The following is a 17,631-nucleotide window of genomic DNA, read 5'->3' on the forward strand; positions in this document are numbered from 1 at the left end:
CGGTTCAGGAAACCGGCGCGAAGATCAGCGAGGCGTTGGTTCCGCCGAACCCGAACGAGTTCGAGAGCACGTAGCGCACCTTGCGCTCCTTCGCGACCAGCGGAACGAGATCGATGTCGCAGCCTTCCGACGGGTTCTCGAGATTGATCGTCGGCGGCACGAGCTGGTCGCGCAGGGCCAGCAGCGAGTAGATCGCCTCGACCGAGCCCGCCGCTCCCAGCAGATGGCCGATCGCCGACTTGGTCGACGACATGCTGAGCTTGTAGGCGTCGTCGCCGAACAGCCGTTTCACCGCACCGACCTCGATGCCGTCGCCCATCGGTGTCGAGGTGCCGTGGGCATTGACGTAGTCGATCTGGTCGGTCGCGAGGCCGGACCGCTTCAGCGCCATCTGCATCGAGCGGAAGGCTCCGCTGCCGTCCTCGGCCGGGGCCGTCAGGTGATAGGCGTCGCCCGCCATGCCATAGCCGATCAGCTCGCCATAGATCTTGGCGCCGCGCTTCTTGGCATGCTCGTATTCCTCGAGCACGACGATGCCGGCGCCTTCGCCCATGACGAAGCCGTCGCGATCCCGGTCGAACGGGCGGGAGCCGCGGGTCGGCTCGTCGTTGAAGTTGGTCGAGAGCGCACGCGATGCCGCGAAGCCCGCGATGCCCAGGCGGCAGATCGCCGCCTCCGCACCACCGGCGACCATGACGTCGGCGTCATCGTACTGGATGATCCGCGCGGCATCGCCGATGGCATGGGCGCCGGTCGAGCAGGCGGTCACCACGGCGTGGTTCGGGCCCTTGAAGCCGTGCTGGATCGAAATATGGCCCGAGGCGAGATTGATCAGCGCCGAAGGAATGAAGAATGGGCTGACCCGGCGCGGGCCGCGCTCGTGCAGCGTGACCGCCGTGTCCGCGATCGCGCCCAGGCCGCCGATGCCCGAACCGACCATGACGCCGGTGCGGAACCGCTCGGCATCTTCGGTCGGCTGCCAGCCGGAATCCGTGATGGCCTGGGTCGCCGCCGCCAGCGCGAAGACGATGAAATCGTCCATCTTGCGCTGGTCCTTGGGCTCGACCCAATCGTCCGCGTGGAATAAATTATCTGCGGTGGCGCCACGCGGAACCATGCCGGCGATCTTGGCCGGCATGTCGGACACATCGAACGACTGGATCAGCCCGATGCCCGACTTGCTTGCGGTCAGGGCTTTCCAGTTGTGCTCGATACCAATACCGAGCGGGGTGACCAGCCCGATGCCGGTAACTACGACACGTCTCATCTCAATCCACGCATTGGTTTCACATCAGGGCCGAACGGCCGCGCGTGGCCGGGAACAACGATTGGAATTGCCCGAGGACGGGCAATTCCAATCCCTCGCCTCAGCTATGCGCCGTGATGAAGGTCACCGCATCCTTGACGGTGACGATCTTCTCGGCCGCTTCGTCGGGAATCTCGCAGCCGAATTCTTCTTCGAACGCCATGACCAGCTCGACCGTGTCGAGGCTGTCGGCACCGAGATCGTCGATGAAGCTCGCGTTCTCGGTCACCTTGGCCTCGTCGACGCCCAGATGCTCGACCACAATCTTCTTAACCCGATCGGCGATGTCACTCATGTCTCTGTTCCTTGATGTAATGGCAATGATCTTAAGCGGGAGGACCGCTCGGCGCATGTCGGAACCGTAAATCGTCCCTGTCGGCATGGCCTGGTGAGAGCAATCGGCTTCCTTGATCGGTCGAACTACACACGACGCCAGGGCCCGGGCGATGTGCCTGGCCGGTGATCCGGACGATCGCCGGGACCCTTCCTGCGGAGCGCTCGATTGCCCCGCCGGACTCGGTCCCGCGACCGAAGGTGGCGTGCCTTAACATAGATTATTCCGCAATGCCAGTAGCCGCCGCTCCGGCATCAGACCATCAGCATACCGCCATTGACGTGCAACGTCTGCCCCGTGACGTAGGCTGCCTCGGCACTGGCCAGGTACAACACCGCCGCGGCGATTTCGGTGGCATTGCCCATGCGCCCCGCCGGAATGCCGGCCAGGATCCGCTCGTTCTGCTGTTCGTTCAGCGCATCGGTCATCGGCGTCGCGATGAAGCCCGGCGCCACGCAATTCACCGTGATGCCGCGCGTCGCGACCTCGGCGGCCAGTGCCTTGGACATGCCGATCAGGCCGGCCTTTGACGCCACGTAATTGACCTGTCCCGGATTGCCGGCGACGCCGACGACCGACGAGATCGAGATGATGCGGCCGTCGCGTCGCTTCATCATGCCCTTGAGGCTCGCCCGCGCCAAACGGAACGCGGCCGTCAGGTTGACCTCGAGCACCTCCGACCAATCGTCGTCCTTCATGCGGACGGCCAGGCCGTCGCGTGTGAAGCCGGCGTTATTGACCAGGATGTCGAGCTTGCCGAACTGGGCTTCCGCATTCTTGATCAGCGCTTCGCACGCCGCCGGATCCTTGAGGTCGGCCGGGGCTGCGGCCGCCCGCTCGCCCAGTTCGGCCACCAGTTCGTCCAGCACCTGGGCGCGCGTGCCGGCACAGACGACGGTGGCGCCGGCGCCATGGAGCGCCTTGGCGATGGCGCCTCCGATGCCGCCGGTGGCACCGGTGACGAGAGCGACCTTGCCGGTCAGATCGAACATCGTATGGATCCTTGTTTTATTGGAGCGCGGCCAGGAAGGCCTCGATATCCGCCGGCGCGCTGATCGAGCGTGTGGCGATTTCCTTGTCGATACGGCGCACCAGCCCGGCCAGCACCTTGCCGGCACCCAGTTCGACGATTTCGGAGACGCCCTGCTCCTTGAGATAGAGCACGGTCTCGCGCCAGCGCACCAGCCCGGTCACCTGGCTCACCAGCAGCGTGCGAATCGTCCCGGTCTCGCGCACGGCGCTCGCCGTCACGTTCGCCACCAGCGGCACGGCGGGAACGGCGAGCGCGATGCTGCCCAGCGCTTGCGCCATGACGTCGGCGGCGGGCGCCATCAACGGCGAATGGAACGGCGCCGACACCGGCAGCATGATCGCCTTCTTGAAGCCCTTTTCAGCGGCAATCGCGACGGCCTTCTCAACCGCCCCCTTATGGCCGGACAGCACGAGCTGGCCACCCCCGTTGTCGTTGGCGACGGTGCAGATCTCGCCGCTCGCTTCGGAGGCTTCCCGGGCGATCGTCTGTCCGATCTCGAGGTCGACGCCGAGCAGCGCCACCATGGCGCCCGTGCCCACGGGCACTGCGGCCTGCATCGCCCGTCCCCGCTGCCTCACCAGCCGCACCGCATCGGGCAGCGCGAACGCACCCGCCGCGGCCAGGGCCGAATATTCGCCGAGCGAATGGCCCGCGACGAAGGCTGCTTTGGCCGAAAGGTCGAAGCCGCCTTCCTTTTCCAGCACGCGCAGGACGGCGACCGACATGGCGAGCAGGGCCGGCTGGGCGTTCTCCGTCAGCGTCAGGGTCTCGATCGGCCCCTCGGCCATCAGTTTCGACAGGCCCTGCTCCAGCGCGTCGTCGGTCTCCTGGAAGACCTCCCGGGCGACCGGAAAGGCGGCGGCGAGGTCGACCCCCATGCCGACGGCCTGCGACCCCTGTCCGGGGAATACCAACGCGCGCTTCGTCACGATATCAGGCCTTTCGATGGCGAAAAATGGCGGCCAGTGATAGCGAGGGCCTGCAGCGTGTCAAGCGCGCTTGCAGCCAAAATCGATTTGTGTATAGTCCGCGCCCTTAACTCCTTGCCGGATGTACCGGCTGAGGTCCGTTGGGCTTGGCCGAAGGTTCGGCCGGCTGGGACCAGGAATAGCCATAAGGGGTTCACGCTAGATGGCGTTATACGAGTGCGTGTTCATTGCACGCCAGGATGTGTCCGGCACTCAGGTCGAGGCACTGATCGAGACCTTCGCTCAGGTCATCGTCGACCAGGGCGGTTCGGTTCCGAAGAAAGAATACTGGGGTTTGAAGAACCTCGCGTACCGCATGAAGAAGAACCGCAAGGGCCACTATGCCCTGATGAACATCGATGCGCCCTCCGCCGCCGTGAAGGAGATGGAGCGCACGATGTCGATCAACGAGGACATCATCCGCGTCCTGACCATCCGCGTCGACGAGCTCGAAGAGGGCCCTTCGATGGCGATGCAGAACAAGGGTCGCGCCGAGGAGCGTCCGCGCCGCGGCTTCGGCGATCGTCCGGGCTTCGGCGATCGTGGCGGCTTCGGTGGTGATCGCGGCGGCTTCGGCGGCGATCGCGGTGGTTTCGGTGGCGATCGTGGCGATCGCGCCCCGGCGGGAGTGGTGGAATAATGCGTAACGTAGAGCGTCCTGCCGGCCGTGACGGCGAAGCCGCTGCCGGCGCCCGCCCGGCGACCCGTCGCCCGTTCTTCCGCCGCCACAAGACCTGCCCGTTCTCGGGTCCGAATGCGCCGAAGATCGATTACAAGGACATCAAGCTCCTGCAGCGCTTCATTTCCGAGCGCGGCAAGATCGTCCCGAGCCGGATTACGGCCGTGTCGGCCAAGAAGCAGCGCGAATTGTCTCAGGCAATCAAGCGCGCCCGCTTCCTGGGTCTGCTGCCGTATCTGATTCAATAGGCCCGCGCGCAAAGCCCGACGGCGCCCGCATGTCGATCGTGCGATCGACCGCGTTCGCCGTCGCGGGTGGCCTCGCGGCCGCCCTGCTTTTCGTGTCGCTGGCCAAGGGCAATCTCGGCGGGATCATTCTCATGGGAATGACACCGCTGCCTTTGTTCCTGGTCGGGTTGTCGCTCGGTGTCATGCCGGCGGCGATTGCTTCGATGGTCGGCGCGGCGGTCATTCTGGCCGTCGACATGCTTTACGGCACGGTATTCCTGGCCGATTTCGCATTGCCGGTCATGATCGTGGTGCCGCTGGCGCTCTGGCGCCGGCGGGACGAAACGAAATGGCGGCCCGCAAGTCAGCTCGTGATCGGTCTGACGGTGCTGGCAGCGGTTGTCTTCCTCGTGTCCGAGCTGAGCCTGATCGGCCAGCCCGGCGGGATGGAAGGCAGCCTCAGGACCGTGATCGGCACGCTTGGCAAAGAGCTGCGGAACCAGGATCCGCAGATCGGCGACCAGGCGGAGCACATGCTGCAATCGGCGGCCCGTTGGCTGCCGGGAGTGGGTGCGGCGGCCTGGATCGGCCTGATCGCGGCCAATGGCGTGCTGGCGCAAGGCGCCTTGGCCGGATTCGGCTGGGCGCGGCGGCCGGCGCCCAAGGTCGCAGCGATCGCGGTGCCGTGGTTCGCCCTGGTCCCGCTGGCCGCGGCGATCGCGGCGGCGGTGCTGGGTCGAGGCGAGATCGCGTTCGCGGGATCGAACCTCACGGTCATCCTGGCGATGCCGTTTCTGTTTCAGGGTCTGGGCGTCATTCACGCCCTGGCCGCACGGTCTTCGAAGCGAGCCTGGCTGTTGGCCGGGGTCTATGTCGCGGTTCTTATATTTGGGTGGCCGATCCCGTTGATCGTCGCCCTCGGTGTGATCGAGCAATGGGTCGGGTTGCGGCGGCGGTACGCCGCAACGGGCCGGGAGAAGAGTGATGGTTGACGTCATCCTGTTGGAGCGGGTCGAGAAACTGGGCCATTTGGGCCAGATCGTTAAGGTCCGTCCGGGCTATGCCCGCAATTTCCTTCTGCCGCAGAAGAAGGCTCTGCGCGCCACGAAGGACAATCTCGCCTATTTCGAGACGCAGCGCGTCGTGCTCGAGGCGAACAACCTGCGCCTGAAGGCGGAAGCCGAGGACGTGGGTACCAAGATGGGCGACCTGTCCGTCGTCGTGATCCGCCAGGCCGGCGAAACCGGCCAGCTCTACGGTTCGGTCTCGGCCCGTGACGTGGCCGACGGCATCGGCGAACTCGGCTTCACGGTCGAGCGCGCCCAGGTCTCGCTCGATCACCCGATCAAGACGCTCGGCGTGCATAAGGTGAAGATCACCCTGCATCCGGAAGTCTCGCTGATCGTGAAGGTCAACGTGGCCCAGTCGGCCGACGAGGCCGCGGCGCAGGCCAAGGGCATGTCGCAGGCCGACATCGAGGCGGCGCGCGACGCCGCCGACGCAGAGGCCGAAGCCGGGCCGGCTGCCGAGGAAGAAGTCGAAGCGTAATCGCTTCGTCATTTTTCAAGGGGACGGCATGGTAGGTCACCATTGCCGTCCACGAGCTTGATCGTCGGCAATAAGATTGCTTGACTGAACGCATCGAGGTTCACCCCGATGCGTGACGCCGCACGGGATCTCTGGATCGCGCGCGGCGTTTGTCGTTTCATATCTTCTGATCCGTTGCCCGCACCTTTTCGGCAGGGCCTGTCGCGCGCCCCGCCTTTCGATCTTTGGACATGCAGGACGGGGGTAGCGCATGCTGTTGGCCCATCTGTTACGTCATCTGGTCCGTCGTGGACGGTTGACTGTCATCGACGCCAGCGGGCGGTCGCATTATTTCGGAGAGTTGCCCGGCCCGATTTCGACCATTCGCCTTCATACCAAGGCGTTCGAGCGCCGCATGTTCTTCAACCCCCGCATGGCCGTGGGCGAAGGCTACATGGACGGCCTGCTGACGATCGAACAGGGCGATATCTACGATTTTCTCAGCCTGGTCATGGGCAACATCTCGACGGCGCCGCGCTCTGCCACCTTCACGCCGCTCTATCAAGGCGTTGATCGATGGTGGCGCTGGCTGCAGCAGTACAATCCCGTCGGCCGCGCCCAGGAGAACGTCGCCCATCACTACGATCTCTCGGCGACGCTCTACGATCTCTTCCTCGACGCCGACCGGCAATATTCCTGCGCCTATTTCGAGCATCCGACCGACGATCTCGAAACCGCGCAAGCCAACAAGAAGCGCCATATCGCCTCCAAGCTGCTGTTGAAGCCAGGCCAGAAGGTGCTCGACATCGGGTCGGGCTGGGGTGGCCTCGGGCTCTATCTGGCGCAGGAGACCGGCGCCGACGTCACCGGCCTCACGCTCTCGACCGAACAGCACAAGCTGTCGAACGACCGGGTCGCGGCTGCCGGCCTCGACGATCGCGTGCGGTTCGAGATCCAGGACTACCGATTGAACCAGGGCCGTTACGACCGGATCGTTTCGGTCGGGATGTTCGAGCATGTGGGCGTCAACCATTACGGCGAATATTTCAACAAGATCGCCGATCTGCTGGCCGACGACGGCGTGGCGCTGATCCACGCGATCGGCCGGCAGGAGGGGCCGGGCACCACCAACCCATGGGTCCGGAAATACATTTTCCCCGGCGGCTATTGCCCGGCCTTGTCCGAGGTTCTGCCGGCGGTCGAGCGCGCCGGCCTGCAACTCATGGACGTCGAGATCCTGCGCCTGCACTATGCCGAGACCCTGCGCCATTGGCGCCAGCGCTTCCTGGCCCATTGGGATCAGGTCAAGGCGCTCTATGACGAGCGTTTCTGCCGGATGTGGGAATTCTACCTCGCCGCTTCGGAGGCCGGGTTCCGGGTCCAGGACTTGATGGTGTTCCAGATCCAGATCGCCAAGCGGGTCGATGCCGTGCCGATGACCCGCGACTACATGGCGGAATGGAAGGCGGAGCACCCGCTGCACACGGCGTCGCCCGGGCGGAAAGTCGCCGCTGGGGACTGATCCCCGTTATCCACAGGCCTGTGGATGGAATAGCCATGTCGCCCCGGCCTCGTCGGCAGTAGGTTGGGCGCGACATGGACCCTGCCCGCTCGATCATAGCGGCCGTCCCGGCTCAGCCGGACGTGCCGACCTACCGCACACCGCCCCAGAATCTCGAGGCCGAACAGGCGCTCCTGGGCGCCCTTCTGGTCAATAACGCGACCTATCACCGAGTCTCGGAGTTTCTGCGCCCGGATTATTTTTTCGAACCGGTCCATCAGCGCATCTACGCCGCCGCCGAAAAACTGATCGAGCGCGGGCAAATCGCGAGTCCGGTCACCTTGAAGCCGTTCTTCGAGCAGGACGGTGCGCTCGCCGACATCGGCGGCGCGCGCTATCTGGCGCAACTGGCGGCCTCGGTCGTGACCATCATCAATGCCGCCGACTACGGCCGGCAGATCTACGACCTGCACCTGCGCCGCCAACTGATCGAGATCGGCGGCGAGGTGGTCAACGAGGCGTTCGAACAGGACCTGGACCTCGACGCCAAAAAGCAGATCGAGGTCGCCGAGAAGAAGCTGTTCGATCTGGCGACCGAAGGCGCCGCCGAAGGCGGCTTCCAGCCGTTCAAGCAGGCGTTGCTGAACGCGACCGAGATCGCCGAGGCGGCCTACAAGCGCAACGGCAAGACCTCCGGCGTCTCGTCCGGTTTCCGCGATCTCGACAAAAAGCTCGGCGGCCTGCATCCCTCGGATCTCCTGATCCTGGCCGGCCGCCCCTCCATGGGCAAGACCACGCTCGCGACCAACATCGCCTTCAACGTCGCCCGCGCGTTCCGCCAAGGCCGCAGCGTGACCGGCGAGGCGATCGCGGAGGACGGCGGCGTCGTCGCCTTCTATTCGCTCGAAATGTCGGCCGAACAGCTCGCGACCCGTATTCTGTCGGAAGCGTCGGGCGTGTCCGGCGACAAGATCCGCCGAGGCGAAGTCGCGCGCGACGAGTTCGACCGGTTCGTCCAGGCCTCGCTCGAGCTGCAGAGCATCCCGTTGTTCATCGACGACACGCCGGCGCTGTCGATCGCCGCCGTGCGCACCCGGGCGCGCCGTCTGAAGCGGCAACAGGGCCTGGATCTGATCATCGTCGATTACCTGCAGCTCCTGACCGGCACGCCGTCGCGCGGCGGCGAAGTCAATCGCGTGCAGGAAGTCTCTGAAATCACCCGTGGCCTCAAGGCCTTGGCCAAGGAACTGAGCGTGCCGGTCATCGCCCTTTCGCAGCTGTCCCGCGCGGTCGAGCAGCGTGAGGACAAGCGGCCGCAGCTGGCCGACCTGCGCGAGTCGGGCTCGATCGAGCAGGACGCCGACTGCGTGATGTTCGTCTATCGCGAGGAATATTACCTGGGCCGCGCCGAGCCCACGCGCCGACCGGAGGAAAGTGAAGACAAATACCTGCAGCGCCACGCCGAATGGTGGGACCGCATGGGCAAGGCGGGCGGCAAGGCCGAGGTCATCATCGGCAAGCAGCGTCATGGTCCGATCGGTACGATCACGCTCAGTTTCGACGGTGCCACGACCAAATTCACCGACTATGTCGGCGCCGATCATCTGCCCGAAATCCACGAATAGCGCCGTTGCCACGGCCGGCTGGGCGCCAGTTGCCCGTCACGGGCGTCAAGTTCTTGGTATCAAAGAAAAAACCCGTCCCGTCCGCGAGATTGACGCTGGCCGGACCGTTGGCTATGGTGCGGGCATCCACTGCCGACCGGTTTCGGCGGGTCGCCACGTCGGGTCTGAGCCTCGCAGATGGGGCCTTCCGGGCGGGCAGCAGTGCCGTGCGTGTCTTCCCAGGTCCGGTGGCAATTCCCGCCGTCGGTCGCATTTCGATGGATCTCGTCACAGTGGATGTCTGCGCCGTGCCACCGCAATGGGTGTTCCCTGGCGGCCTTGTCGATGTGCCGGGACCGCTGCGCGGTACCGAAGGTTTGATCTGCCGCCACGGCGAGGTCGCCGCCTAGATGGGTGATTTCCTCGCGACCATCGGCCGATCCGCCCTCGGTTTCTTCGCCAGCGTCGGCCGATTGTTCCTGTTCGCCGGCGTGGCCTTCAGTCATATCCTGCGGCCGCCGTTCTATTGGAAGCTGCTGCTGCGCCAGATGGTGCTGATCGGCTATAATTCCCTGCCGGTCGTGGGCCTGACCTCGCTGTTCACCGGCATGGTGCTGGCGCTGCAGAGCCACACGGGCTTCGCCGGCCTGGGCGGCGACGGTGCGGTGGCCTTGCTGGTCGTGCTGTCCGTGACCCGCGAGCTGGGCCCCGTCATCGCCGGCCTGATGGTGGCAGGCCGGGTCGGCGCGGCGATCGCCGCCGAACTCGGGACCATGAGCGTCACCGATCAGATCGCGGCGCTCTCGACGCTGTCGACCAACCCATACAAATACCTGGTCGTGCCGCGCATCCTCGCCGGCGTCATCACCATGCCGCTGCTCGTGCTTGTCGCCGATATCATCGGCATCCTCGGCGGCTATATCGTCGGCGTCTACCTGCTCGACTACAACCCGTCGAGCTACCTGCACCAGACCTGGGTCGCACTGAAGACGCCGGACGTGGTGTCGGGCCTGATCAAGGCCGGCGTGTTCGGCTTCGTCGTCACCCTGATGGGCTGCTACCACGGTTATCATTCGCGCGGCGGCGCCCAGGGCGTCGGCTCCGCCACGACCAATGCCGTGGTTTCCAGCTCGATCCTGATCCTGCTGATGGATTATCTCCTGACGTCGGTGTTCTTCTCATGACCGCCAAGATCGTCATCAAGGACCTGACCAAGGCGTTCGGGCGCAAGAAGGTGCTGCAGGGCGTCAACCTCGAGATCGCCCAGGGCGAGAGCGTCGTCGTCATCGGCGGCTCCGGCTCCGGCAAGTCGGTGCTGTTGAAATGCATCCTTGGGCTGGTCCATCCCGACAGTGGCGAGATCTTCGTCGACGGCCAGCCGACGGTGGGCCTCAGCGGGTCCGAGCGTGCGCGGATGATGGCCAAGTTCGGCATGCTGTTCCAGGGCGCCGCCTTGTTCGATTCCCTGCCGGTCTGGCAGAACGTCTCGTTCGGCCTGATCCAGGGCCAGGGCATGAAGCTGCCGGAGGCGAAGCGTCTCGCGATCGATACGCTCGCCAAGGTCGGCCTCGGCGCCGACGTCGCCGACCTGACCCCGGCGGAACTGTCGGGCGGCATGCAGAAGCGCGTGGGCCTGGCGCGCGCCATCGCGTCGAAGCCCGAGATCATCTTCTTCGACGAGCCGACGACCGGCCTCGACCCGATCATGAGCGATGTGATCAACCAGTTGATCGCCGAACGGGTGCGCGACCTGGGCGCCACCGCCCTATCCATCACCCACGACATGGCGAGCGCCCGCAAGATCTCCGATCGGGTCGCCATGCTGTATCAGGGCAAGATCATCTGGCAGGGACAGACCGCCGACATCGATCGCTCGGGCAACGCCTATGTCGATCAGTTCATCAACGGCCGCGCCGACGGGCCGATCCAGATGGAAGTGCGTGCGTCGTGACCGCCGCTCCGTTCTTTCCGACCGGGGGCCGCTGACCGATGGCCCGCCCGCGCAGCCGGTTCGTCTGCCAGGAATGCGGGGCGGTCCACACCAAATGGAGCGGCCGCTGCGATGCCTGCGGCGGCTGGAACTGCCTGATCGAAGAAGTCGAGCCGGAAGGACCGCCCAAGGGTCTGGGCGCTGCCGGCGTCGCCAAGGGCAAGCGCATCGCCTTCGTCGGGCTGGAAGGCAGTGCCGAGGCCGCACCGCGCCGCCTGACCGGGATCGCCGAGTTCGACCGGGTGTGCGGCGGCGGCCTCGTGCCGGGCTCCGCCCTGCTGGTCGGCGGCGATCCGGGCATCGGCAAATCGACCCTGCTGCTGCAGGTCGTGGCCTCGCTCGCCATCGGCAAGGCCAAGTGCGTCTATATCTCGGGTGAGGAATCGATCGACCAGATCCGCCTGCGTGCGACCCGCCTGGGCGTGACGGGCGCGCCGGTCGAACTGGCGGCCGCGACCAGCATCCGCGACATCGCGGCCTCGCTCGACCATGCCCAGGCGGCCGACATCGTGGTGATCGATTCGATCCAGACCATGTACCTGGACACCTTGGACAGCTCGCCCGGCACGGTCAGCCAGGTGCGCGCCGCCGCCCAGGAATTGATCCGGCTGGCCAAGCGCGTGGGATTCACCCTGATCCTGGTCGGCCATGTCACCAAGGATGGCGCCATCGCCGGCCCGCGCGTGCTGGAGCACATGGTCGATGCCGTGCTCTATTTCGAAGGCGAGCGCGGGCATCAGTTCCGCATCCTGCGCGCGGTCAAGAACCGCTTCGGCCCGACCGACGAGATCGGCGTGTTCGAGATGACGGATGCCGGCCTGAGCGAGGTCGCCAACCCGTCGGCCCTGTTCCTGGCCGATCGCCATGGCGCCGTCAGCGGTGCCGCCGTGTTCGCCGGCATGGAAGGCACGCGGCCCGTGCTGGTCGAAATCCAGGCGCTGGTCGCCCCCTCGCCGCCCGGCACGCCCCGGCGCGCGGTCGTTGGGTGGGACTCCGCGCGGCTTGCAATGGTGATGGCCGTTCTGGACGCACGTTGCGGCCTTGCAATCGGATCGAACGACGTTTACCTGAACGTCGCCGGGGGTCTGCGGATTTCCGAACCCGCGGCGGATCTCGCGGTGGCGGCAGCCCTGGTTTCGGCGCTGACGGGGCAGCCCGTGCCGGCCGAAATGGTCGTCTTCGGCGAGATAGGCCTATCCGGCGAAATACGGCCGGTCAGCCAGTCGGATGCGCGGCTCAAGGAAGCGGGCAAGCTCGGCTTCGAACGCGCGCTCGGGCCGGCGCGGCGGGGACGGCAGAAACCGGCATCGGCCGGCATCGTCCAGAACGAGATCGGTCATTTGCAGGAGCTCGTCGACATGTTCGACACCGAGGGCACCAATACCCCGACGACGAGGGCCTGAAGTCCGTCATGAATGCGCTCGACATCATCGTCGTTGCCGTGGTCGCCATCTCCGGCCTGTTCGCCTTCGTACGCGGCTTCGCGCGCGAGCTGCTGTCGATCGCCGCCTGGGTCGGCGCCGCCGCGGTGACCTATTTCTTCTTCGAACCGTCCCGCGCGATCGCGCGCAATCTGATGAAGCCGTGGCTGGCCGACGTGGTCGCCCCGATCGTCGTGTTCGTGGTCTGCCTGATCGTGTTCTCGATCATCACCGGCGTGCTGTCGAACCAGGTGCGGCAGTCGAGCCTGGGTGCCGTCGACCGGGCGCTCGGCATGATCTTCGGCGTGGCGCGTGGCGCCGTCGTCGTTTGCGCCGCCTACCTGGTCATGACCCTGTTCCTGAAGCCCGAGGATCGGCCCGGCTGGGTGCTGCAGGCCCATACCCGCGGCCTGCTCGACTCCGGCGCCCAGCAGCTCCACGACCTGATCCCGCACAATACGCTGGAGCGCGGCACCCAGGCCGCGACCGAGGCGGCACAGAAGGTCAACCAGGCCAATCAGGTCCGGCAGGACCTCGACAAGCTCAACGCTCCTTACGGTGCGTCCAAGACCAAGCCCGCCGACAAGACCGCGCCGAACGGCCCGTCCCAGCAGGATGAGACCGGCCTCAACAATCTCGTCGATAAAGCTCAGCAGACCGGATCAAAGCCATGAGTTATACGACCGTTCCGTTCGACGACGACCATTTTCACGAAGAATGCGGCGTGTTCGGCGTGTTCGGGCATCCCGAGGCCGCGGCGCTGACCGCGCTAGGGCTCCATGCGCTGCAGCATCGCGGTCAGGAAGCGGCAGGCATCGTCAGCTACGACGGCGCCCAATTCCACGCCCATCGGGGCCTGGGCCAAGTCGGCGAGAACTTCAGCTCCCCCGCCGTCATGGAGCGCCTGCCCGGCAATGCTGCGATCGGCCATAACCGCTATGCCACGACCGGCGAAGTCGCGATCCGCAACATCCAGCCGCTGTTCGGCGATTTCGAATTCGGCGGCCTCGCCATCTGCCACAACGGCAACCTGACCAACTCCTACCAGTTGCGCAACCAGCTGGTCCGGCGCGGCAGCCTGTTCCAATCGACCAGCGATACCGAGGTGATCATCCACCTGATCGCCACCAGCCTGCGCCGCTCGGTGCTGGAGCGGATGGTCGATTCCCTGCGCCAGGTCGAAGGCGCCTATTCGTTGGTCGCCATGTCCAAGGAGGGCATGATCGGCGTGCGCGATCCGCTGGGCGTGCGGCCGCTGGTACTGGGCAAGCTGGGCGACAGCTATGTGCTGGCGTCGGAGACGGTAGCGCTCGACATCATCGGTGCCGATTTCGTGCGCGACATCGAGCCGGGCGAGATCGTCATCGTCAACGAGGACGGCCTGCATAGCCATCGCCCGTTCGGTAACCGTCCCAGCCGCTTCTGCGTGTTCGAATACATCTACTTCGCCCGGCCCGACAGCATCGTCGAGGGCACCGGCGTCTATGAAGTCCGCAAGCGCATCGGCATGGAACTGGCGCGTGAGACCCCGGTCGACGCCGATACGATCATCCCGGTGCCGGATTCGGGCGTGCCCGCGGCGTTGGGCTATTCGCTGGAGAGCGGCATTCCGTTCGAACTGGGCATCATCCGCAACCACTATGTGGGCCGGACCTTCATCGAGCCGACCGATCAGATCCGCCATCTGGGCGTCAAGCTGAAGCACAACGCCAACCGCCGCCATATCGAGGGCAAGCGCGTCGTGCTGGTCGACGATTCGATCGTGCGCGGCACGACCTCGCTCAAGATCGTCGAGATGGTCCGCCAGGCCGGCGCCAAGGAGGTCCACATGCGGATCTCCAGCCCACCCACGAACAATTCCTGCTTCTATGGCATCGCGACGCCCGAACGGGAAAAGCTGCTCGCCTCGCGCTTCGACACCGAAGGCATGGCGAAATTCATCGGGGCCGACAGCCTCGCCTTCGTCTCGATCGACGGGCTCTACCGCGCACTGGGCGATACCAAGCGCGACCCCAAGCAGCCGCACTATTGCGACGCCTGCTTCACGGGCGATTATCCGATCCCCTTGTCGGATTTCGAACAGGGCAATCTCGCGACGAACCTCTCGCTGATGAATGAGATCGCCTGACGATGAGCGAAGCGAAGCAGGACGGCCGGCTTTCGGGCCGGATCGCACTTGTCACGGGTGCCTCGCGGGGCATCGGCGCGGCCATCGCCCGGCGTTTCGCCGCCGAGGGCGCCCATGTGATCCTGGTCGCCCGCACGGTCGGCGCGCTCGAAGAGGTCGACGACCAGATCCAGTCAAAGGGCGGCAGCGCCACCCTAGTCCCGCTCGACCTGCTGGAATTCGACAAGATCGACCAGATGGGCGCCGCACTCTACGAACGGTTCGGCCGGCTCGACATCCTGGTCGGCAATGCCGGCCATCTGGGCTCGCTCGGGCCGCTGAGCCACCAGGATCCAAAAGTCTTCCAGCGGGTCATCGACACCAACCTCACGGCCAACTGGCGCCTGATCCGCTCGCTCGAGCCGTTGTTGAAGCTGGCGCCGGCGGGGCGCGCCATCTTCACCACCTGTGCCGCCGGCCATGACGCCATCGCCTATTGGAGCGCCTATGCGGTCTCCAAGGCCGGGCTCGACCTGATGGCGCGGACTTGGGCCGCCGAACTGACCAAGACCAACGTCAAGGTGTCGCTCGTCGACCCCGGCCCCGTCGCCACCCAGCTGCGCCGCACCGCCTTTCCGGGCGAGGACCAGGCCGTCATGGCGCAGCCCGACGATGTCGCCGGCCTGTTCCTGGATCGAGTGCTGGTTTAACCCAGCGCCTGGGCCACGCGCCAGGACGGCAGCTTGACCAGGACGGTCGTGCCATGGCCCGGCACCGACTCGATCACCAACTCGCCGCCGTGCAGTTCGACGAAGGACTTCGCGAGCGGCAGGCCCAGCCCGACACCGTCGCGGGTTCGCGCAAACGCGCTCTGGACTTGGCCAAAGGGACGGAGTGCCACGGCAGCTTCGTCTGCGGACATGCCGATACCGGTATCCTGAACCGCCAGGGTCAGTTCGCCGCCGGCCTTGCGTCCGACCAGGATGCTCACCCGGCCGCCGGAGGGCGTGAACTTGACCGCATTCGACGTAAGGTTCAGCAGCGCCTGACGCAGCAGCCGCTCGTCGCCGATGCACCAGGAGGCGCCGTCGTCGAACCGGGTCTCGAGCTTTAGGCCGGCATCGGCGACGCGTCCGCGGAGCATGCGCGCGCACTCTTCGATCATGCGTTTCAGATCGATCCGCGCTTCCTTGAGTTCGATCCGGCCGGCCTCGATGCGCGCGATGTCGAGGATGTCGTTGATGATCAGCAGCAAATGCTGGGCGCTGTTGTTGATGTCGCCCAGATATTCCTGATATTTCGGCACGCCGACCGGCCCCAGGATCTCTTCCCGCATGATCTCGGAAAAGCCGATAATGGCGTTCAGGGGTGTGCGCAACTCGTGACTCATGTTGGCCAGGAATTCCGATTTGGCCCGGCTGCCGCGCTCCGCCGCGTCGCGGGCGTCGCGGAGCGCCTGCTCCATCTGCTTGCGTTCGGTGATGTCCTGGATGATGCCATCGGCCGCCACCGGCGTGCCGGCGTCGTCGAACTCTGGCGTGCCCATGGCATGCAGGTGGCGAACTTCGCCATGGGCATCGACGATCCGGAAATCGAAGGCATAGGAGCGCCCTTCCTGGGTCGTCCGGAGCGTATCGCCGATCAGGCCCAGATCGTCCGGATGGACCAGCGCCAGGAAGCGTTCGACGGAATTCGGCGCCATGCCGGGTGGATATCCCAGGATTCGGCAGGCCTCGACGGACCAGACCATCTCCTGGGTCGCGAAGAGGCGGCGGAAGCTGCCGAGTTGCGCCAGGGTTTGCGCCTTGATCAGCACGCGCCGGGATTCCGCGAGCTCGATCGCCTGCCCCTGCCCTTCGTTCAGCAGCCGCATCAGCCACCAAGCGGAGGCGATGAACGAAACGGAGACGAGCCCGGAGAAGACGAGCGAAAAGATCAGCTCTCGGCGCCAGCCGCTCAGGATCTCCGTTTCGCCGGCCGAGACGGAAACGATGATCGGAAAATCCGGCAGCGTCCGGTAGCTGACGAGGCGGGTCGAACCGTCGTAGGCGCTGGACGGGTTCTCATAGACGCCGCTGGGCGCCTCGGGCAGTTCGACGGAGAACAGATGGCCTCGGCCGAACGTCGCGCTGCTTCGCGACGGATCGTTGGGCACGCGCAGGATCATCTTGCGGTCCGAGCGCAGGATGGTGACGGCACCGGCCGCGGTCGGCCGCGCGCGGTCGAACGCCTGGGCCAGGACGTCCAGATCGATCGCCGTCGCCAGCAAGGCCACGCCGTCCGACCGCGGCGGCAGCCGCAATGCCATCGGCAGCAGCCATCGATTGGTGTTCGGCGGGTTGAATGCCTCGCCCAGATAGATCTGTCCCGGTGCCAGTGCGAGCGCGGTCTGAACGAAGGGAGCATCGACATAGGCGATCGGCAGCCTGCCGACATTGTCGATGGGACGCACGCTGGCCCCGTCGGCCAGCACCAGCCGGATGCCGGCAAAACCCGGACGGCCGGCACCGGTGCTCTGCGCCAGGGCCGCGAATTCAGGGTCCCGCTGCAAATCGCTCGTCGGATGGAAGCTGGCCCAGGTCTCGACGGTACGCAGGATGACCGATGCGCCGCGCAATTGCCCGTCGACGTGCTCGTCGATGGTCTCGGACAGGTGCGACAGGGTTTCCTTGGTCGCGTCTATCCGCTCGCCTCGGTTGAGCGTCAACCAATAGAAGGTGCTGCCCCACACCGCGCCGAGGGCGATCGCCGTGACGAGCGCGGTCGCGGCGACGATGCCGCCCTTGGAGGCCGGCCAGACCAGACGGAGGAACACGGGGATTGGCATCGGAACGCCTCGGACCAACGTTCTTGGCGGTCGCCGCAGGCCGGATAGACCGACGGCATCATGTCAGTGTTACACACCCGAGGCGGCCCCGTCAGTTCCCATCGACA

At 65.7% G+C, this 17,631-nt stretch carries 18 protein-coding genes; 13 read left to right on the plus strand and 5 right to left on the minus strand.

Going from position 1 to position 17,631, the window contains the following annotated elements; translation table 11 throughout:
* Positions 1 to 4: 4 nt before the first annotated feature.
* The 4 genes from fabF to fabD all read right to left on the minus strand — a co-directional run bounded on the left by fabF (position 5) and on the right by fabD (position 3,602).
* On the minus strand, positions 5 to 1,267 hold the full coding sequence (fabF, locus tag VGV37_RS29190; protein ID WP_326883384.1) for a beta-ketoacyl-ACP synthase II: 1,263 nt from the start codon (positions 1,265 to 1,267) through the stop codon (positions 5 to 7).
* A gap of 100 nt (positions 1,268 to 1,367) precedes the next feature.
* Positions 1,368 to 1,601, minus strand: a complete 234-nt coding sequence (locus tag VGV37_RS29195) for an acyl carrier protein (RefSeq protein ID WP_326883385.1) — start codon at positions 1,599 to 1,601, stop codon at positions 1,368 to 1,370.
* Positions 1,602 to 1,894: 293 nt separating this feature from the next.
* Positions 1,895 to 2,632 carry a 3-oxoacyl-[acyl-carrier-protein] reductase gene (gene fabG, locus VGV37_RS29200; RefSeq protein ID WP_326883386.1) on the minus strand — a complete coding sequence of 246 codons (738 nt, stop codon included), beginning with the start codon at positions 2,630 to 2,632 and terminating at the stop codon, positions 1,895 to 1,897.
* A 16-nt stretch (positions 2,633 to 2,648) separates the two neighbouring features.
* Positions 2,649 to 3,602, minus strand: a complete 954-nt coding sequence (fabD, locus tag VGV37_RS29205; protein WP_326883387.1) for an ACP S-malonyltransferase — start codon at positions 3,600 to 3,602, stop codon at positions 2,649 to 2,651.
* A gap of 202 nt (positions 3,603 to 3,804) precedes the next feature.
* On the opposite strand from fabD, the gene rpsF reads away from it, so the two are divergent.
* The 13 genes from rpsF (at position 3,805) to VGV37_RS29270 (ending at position 15,407) form a co-directional block, all read left to right on the plus strand.
* Positions 3,805 to 4,281, plus strand: coding sequence for a 30S ribosomal protein S6 (gene rpsF, locus VGV37_RS29210; RefSeq protein WP_326883388.1), 477 nt, complete (start codon positions 3,805 to 3,807; stop codon positions 4,279 to 4,281).
* Positions 4,281 to 4,568: a 30S ribosomal protein S18 gene (gene rpsR / locus VGV37_RS29215; RefSeq protein ID WP_326883389.1), complete on the plus strand. Its 288-nt coding sequence runs from the start codon at positions 4,281 to 4,283 to the stop codon at positions 4,566 to 4,568. The genes rpsF and rpsR overlap by 1 nt, the downstream gene beginning before the upstream one ends.
* Positions 4,569 to 4,597: 29 nt before the next feature.
* Positions 4,598 to 5,539 (plus strand): DUF2232 domain-containing protein, encoded by a 942-nt coding sequence (locus tag VGV37_RS29220; RefSeq protein WP_326883390.1) that lies wholly within the window; start codon positions 4,598 to 4,600, stop codon positions 5,537 to 5,539.
* Positions 5,532 to 6,095, plus strand: coding sequence for a 50S ribosomal protein L9 (gene rplI, locus VGV37_RS29225; RefSeq protein ID WP_326883391.1), 564 nt, complete (start codon positions 5,532 to 5,534; stop codon positions 6,093 to 6,095). The genes VGV37_RS29220 and rplI overlap by 8 nt, the downstream gene beginning before the upstream one ends.
* Before the next feature lie 250 nt (positions 6,096 to 6,345).
* A complete protein-coding gene (locus VGV37_RS29230; protein WP_326883392.1) occupies positions 6,346 to 7,596 on the plus strand; it encodes a cyclopropane-fatty-acyl-phospholipid synthase family protein in 1,251 nt (416 codons plus the stop codon).
* A 74-nt stretch (positions 7,597 to 7,670) separates the two neighbouring features.
* Positions 7,671 to 9,200: a replicative DNA helicase gene (locus VGV37_RS29235; protein WP_326883393.1), complete on the plus strand. Its 1,530-nt coding sequence runs from the start codon at positions 7,671 to 7,673 to the stop codon at positions 9,198 to 9,200.
* Between the two features lie 113 nt (positions 9,201 to 9,313).
* Positions 9,314 to 9,589: an alanine racemase C-terminal domain-containing protein gene (locus VGV37_RS29240; RefSeq protein WP_326883394.1), complete on the plus strand. Its 276-nt coding sequence runs from the start codon at positions 9,314 to 9,316 to the stop codon at positions 9,587 to 9,589.
* Positions 9,590 to 10,363 carry an ABC transporter permease gene (locus tag VGV37_RS29245; protein WP_326883395.1) on the plus strand — a complete coding sequence of 258 codons (774 nt, stop codon included), beginning with the start codon at positions 9,590 to 9,592 and terminating at the stop codon, positions 10,361 to 10,363. It abuts the gene before it with no gap.
* Positions 10,360 to 11,130, plus strand: a complete 771-nt coding sequence (locus VGV37_RS29250) for an ABC transporter ATP-binding protein (protein ID WP_326883396.1) — start codon at positions 10,360 to 10,362, stop codon at positions 11,128 to 11,130. Before VGV37_RS29245 ends, VGV37_RS29250 begins: the two co-directional genes overlap by 4 nt.
* A gap of 38 nt (positions 11,131 to 11,168) precedes the next feature.
* A complete protein-coding gene (gene radA, locus VGV37_RS29255; protein ID WP_326883397.1) occupies positions 11,169 to 12,572 on the plus strand; it encodes a DNA repair protein RadA in 1,404 nt (467 codons plus the stop codon).
* Between the two features lie 8 nt (positions 12,573 to 12,580).
* Positions 12,581 to 13,264 (plus strand): CvpA family protein, encoded by a 684-nt coding sequence (locus tag VGV37_RS29260; RefSeq protein WP_326883398.1) that lies wholly within the window; start codon positions 12,581 to 12,583, stop codon positions 13,262 to 13,264.
* Complete coding sequence (gene purF, locus VGV37_RS29265; protein WP_326883399.1) at positions 13,261 to 14,718, plus strand: amidophosphoribosyltransferase; 1,458 nt, start codon at positions 13,261 to 13,263, stop codon at positions 14,716 to 14,718. The genes VGV37_RS29260 and purF overlap by 4 nt, the downstream gene beginning before the upstream one ends.
* A gap of 2 nt (positions 14,719 to 14,720) precedes the next feature.
* A complete protein-coding gene (locus VGV37_RS29270) occupies positions 14,721 to 15,407 on the plus strand; it encodes an SDR family NAD(P)-dependent oxidoreductase (protein ID WP_326883400.1) in 687 nt (228 codons plus the stop codon).
* Here the strand turns inward: VGV37_RS29270 and VGV37_RS29275 are convergent.
* Positions 15,404 to 17,524, minus strand: coding sequence for a sensor histidine kinase (locus tag VGV37_RS29275; RefSeq protein WP_326883401.1), 2,121 nt, complete (start codon positions 17,522 to 17,524; stop codon positions 15,404 to 15,406). The genes VGV37_RS29270 and VGV37_RS29275 overlap by 4 nt on opposite strands.
* Between the last annotated feature and the right edge of the window lie 107 nt (positions 17,525 to 17,631).

It is taken from the genome of Aliidongia sp., from assembly GCF_035943795.1.
Classification (GTDB): domain Bacteria; phylum Pseudomonadota; class Alphaproteobacteria; order ATCC43930; family CGMCC-115725; genus Aliidongia.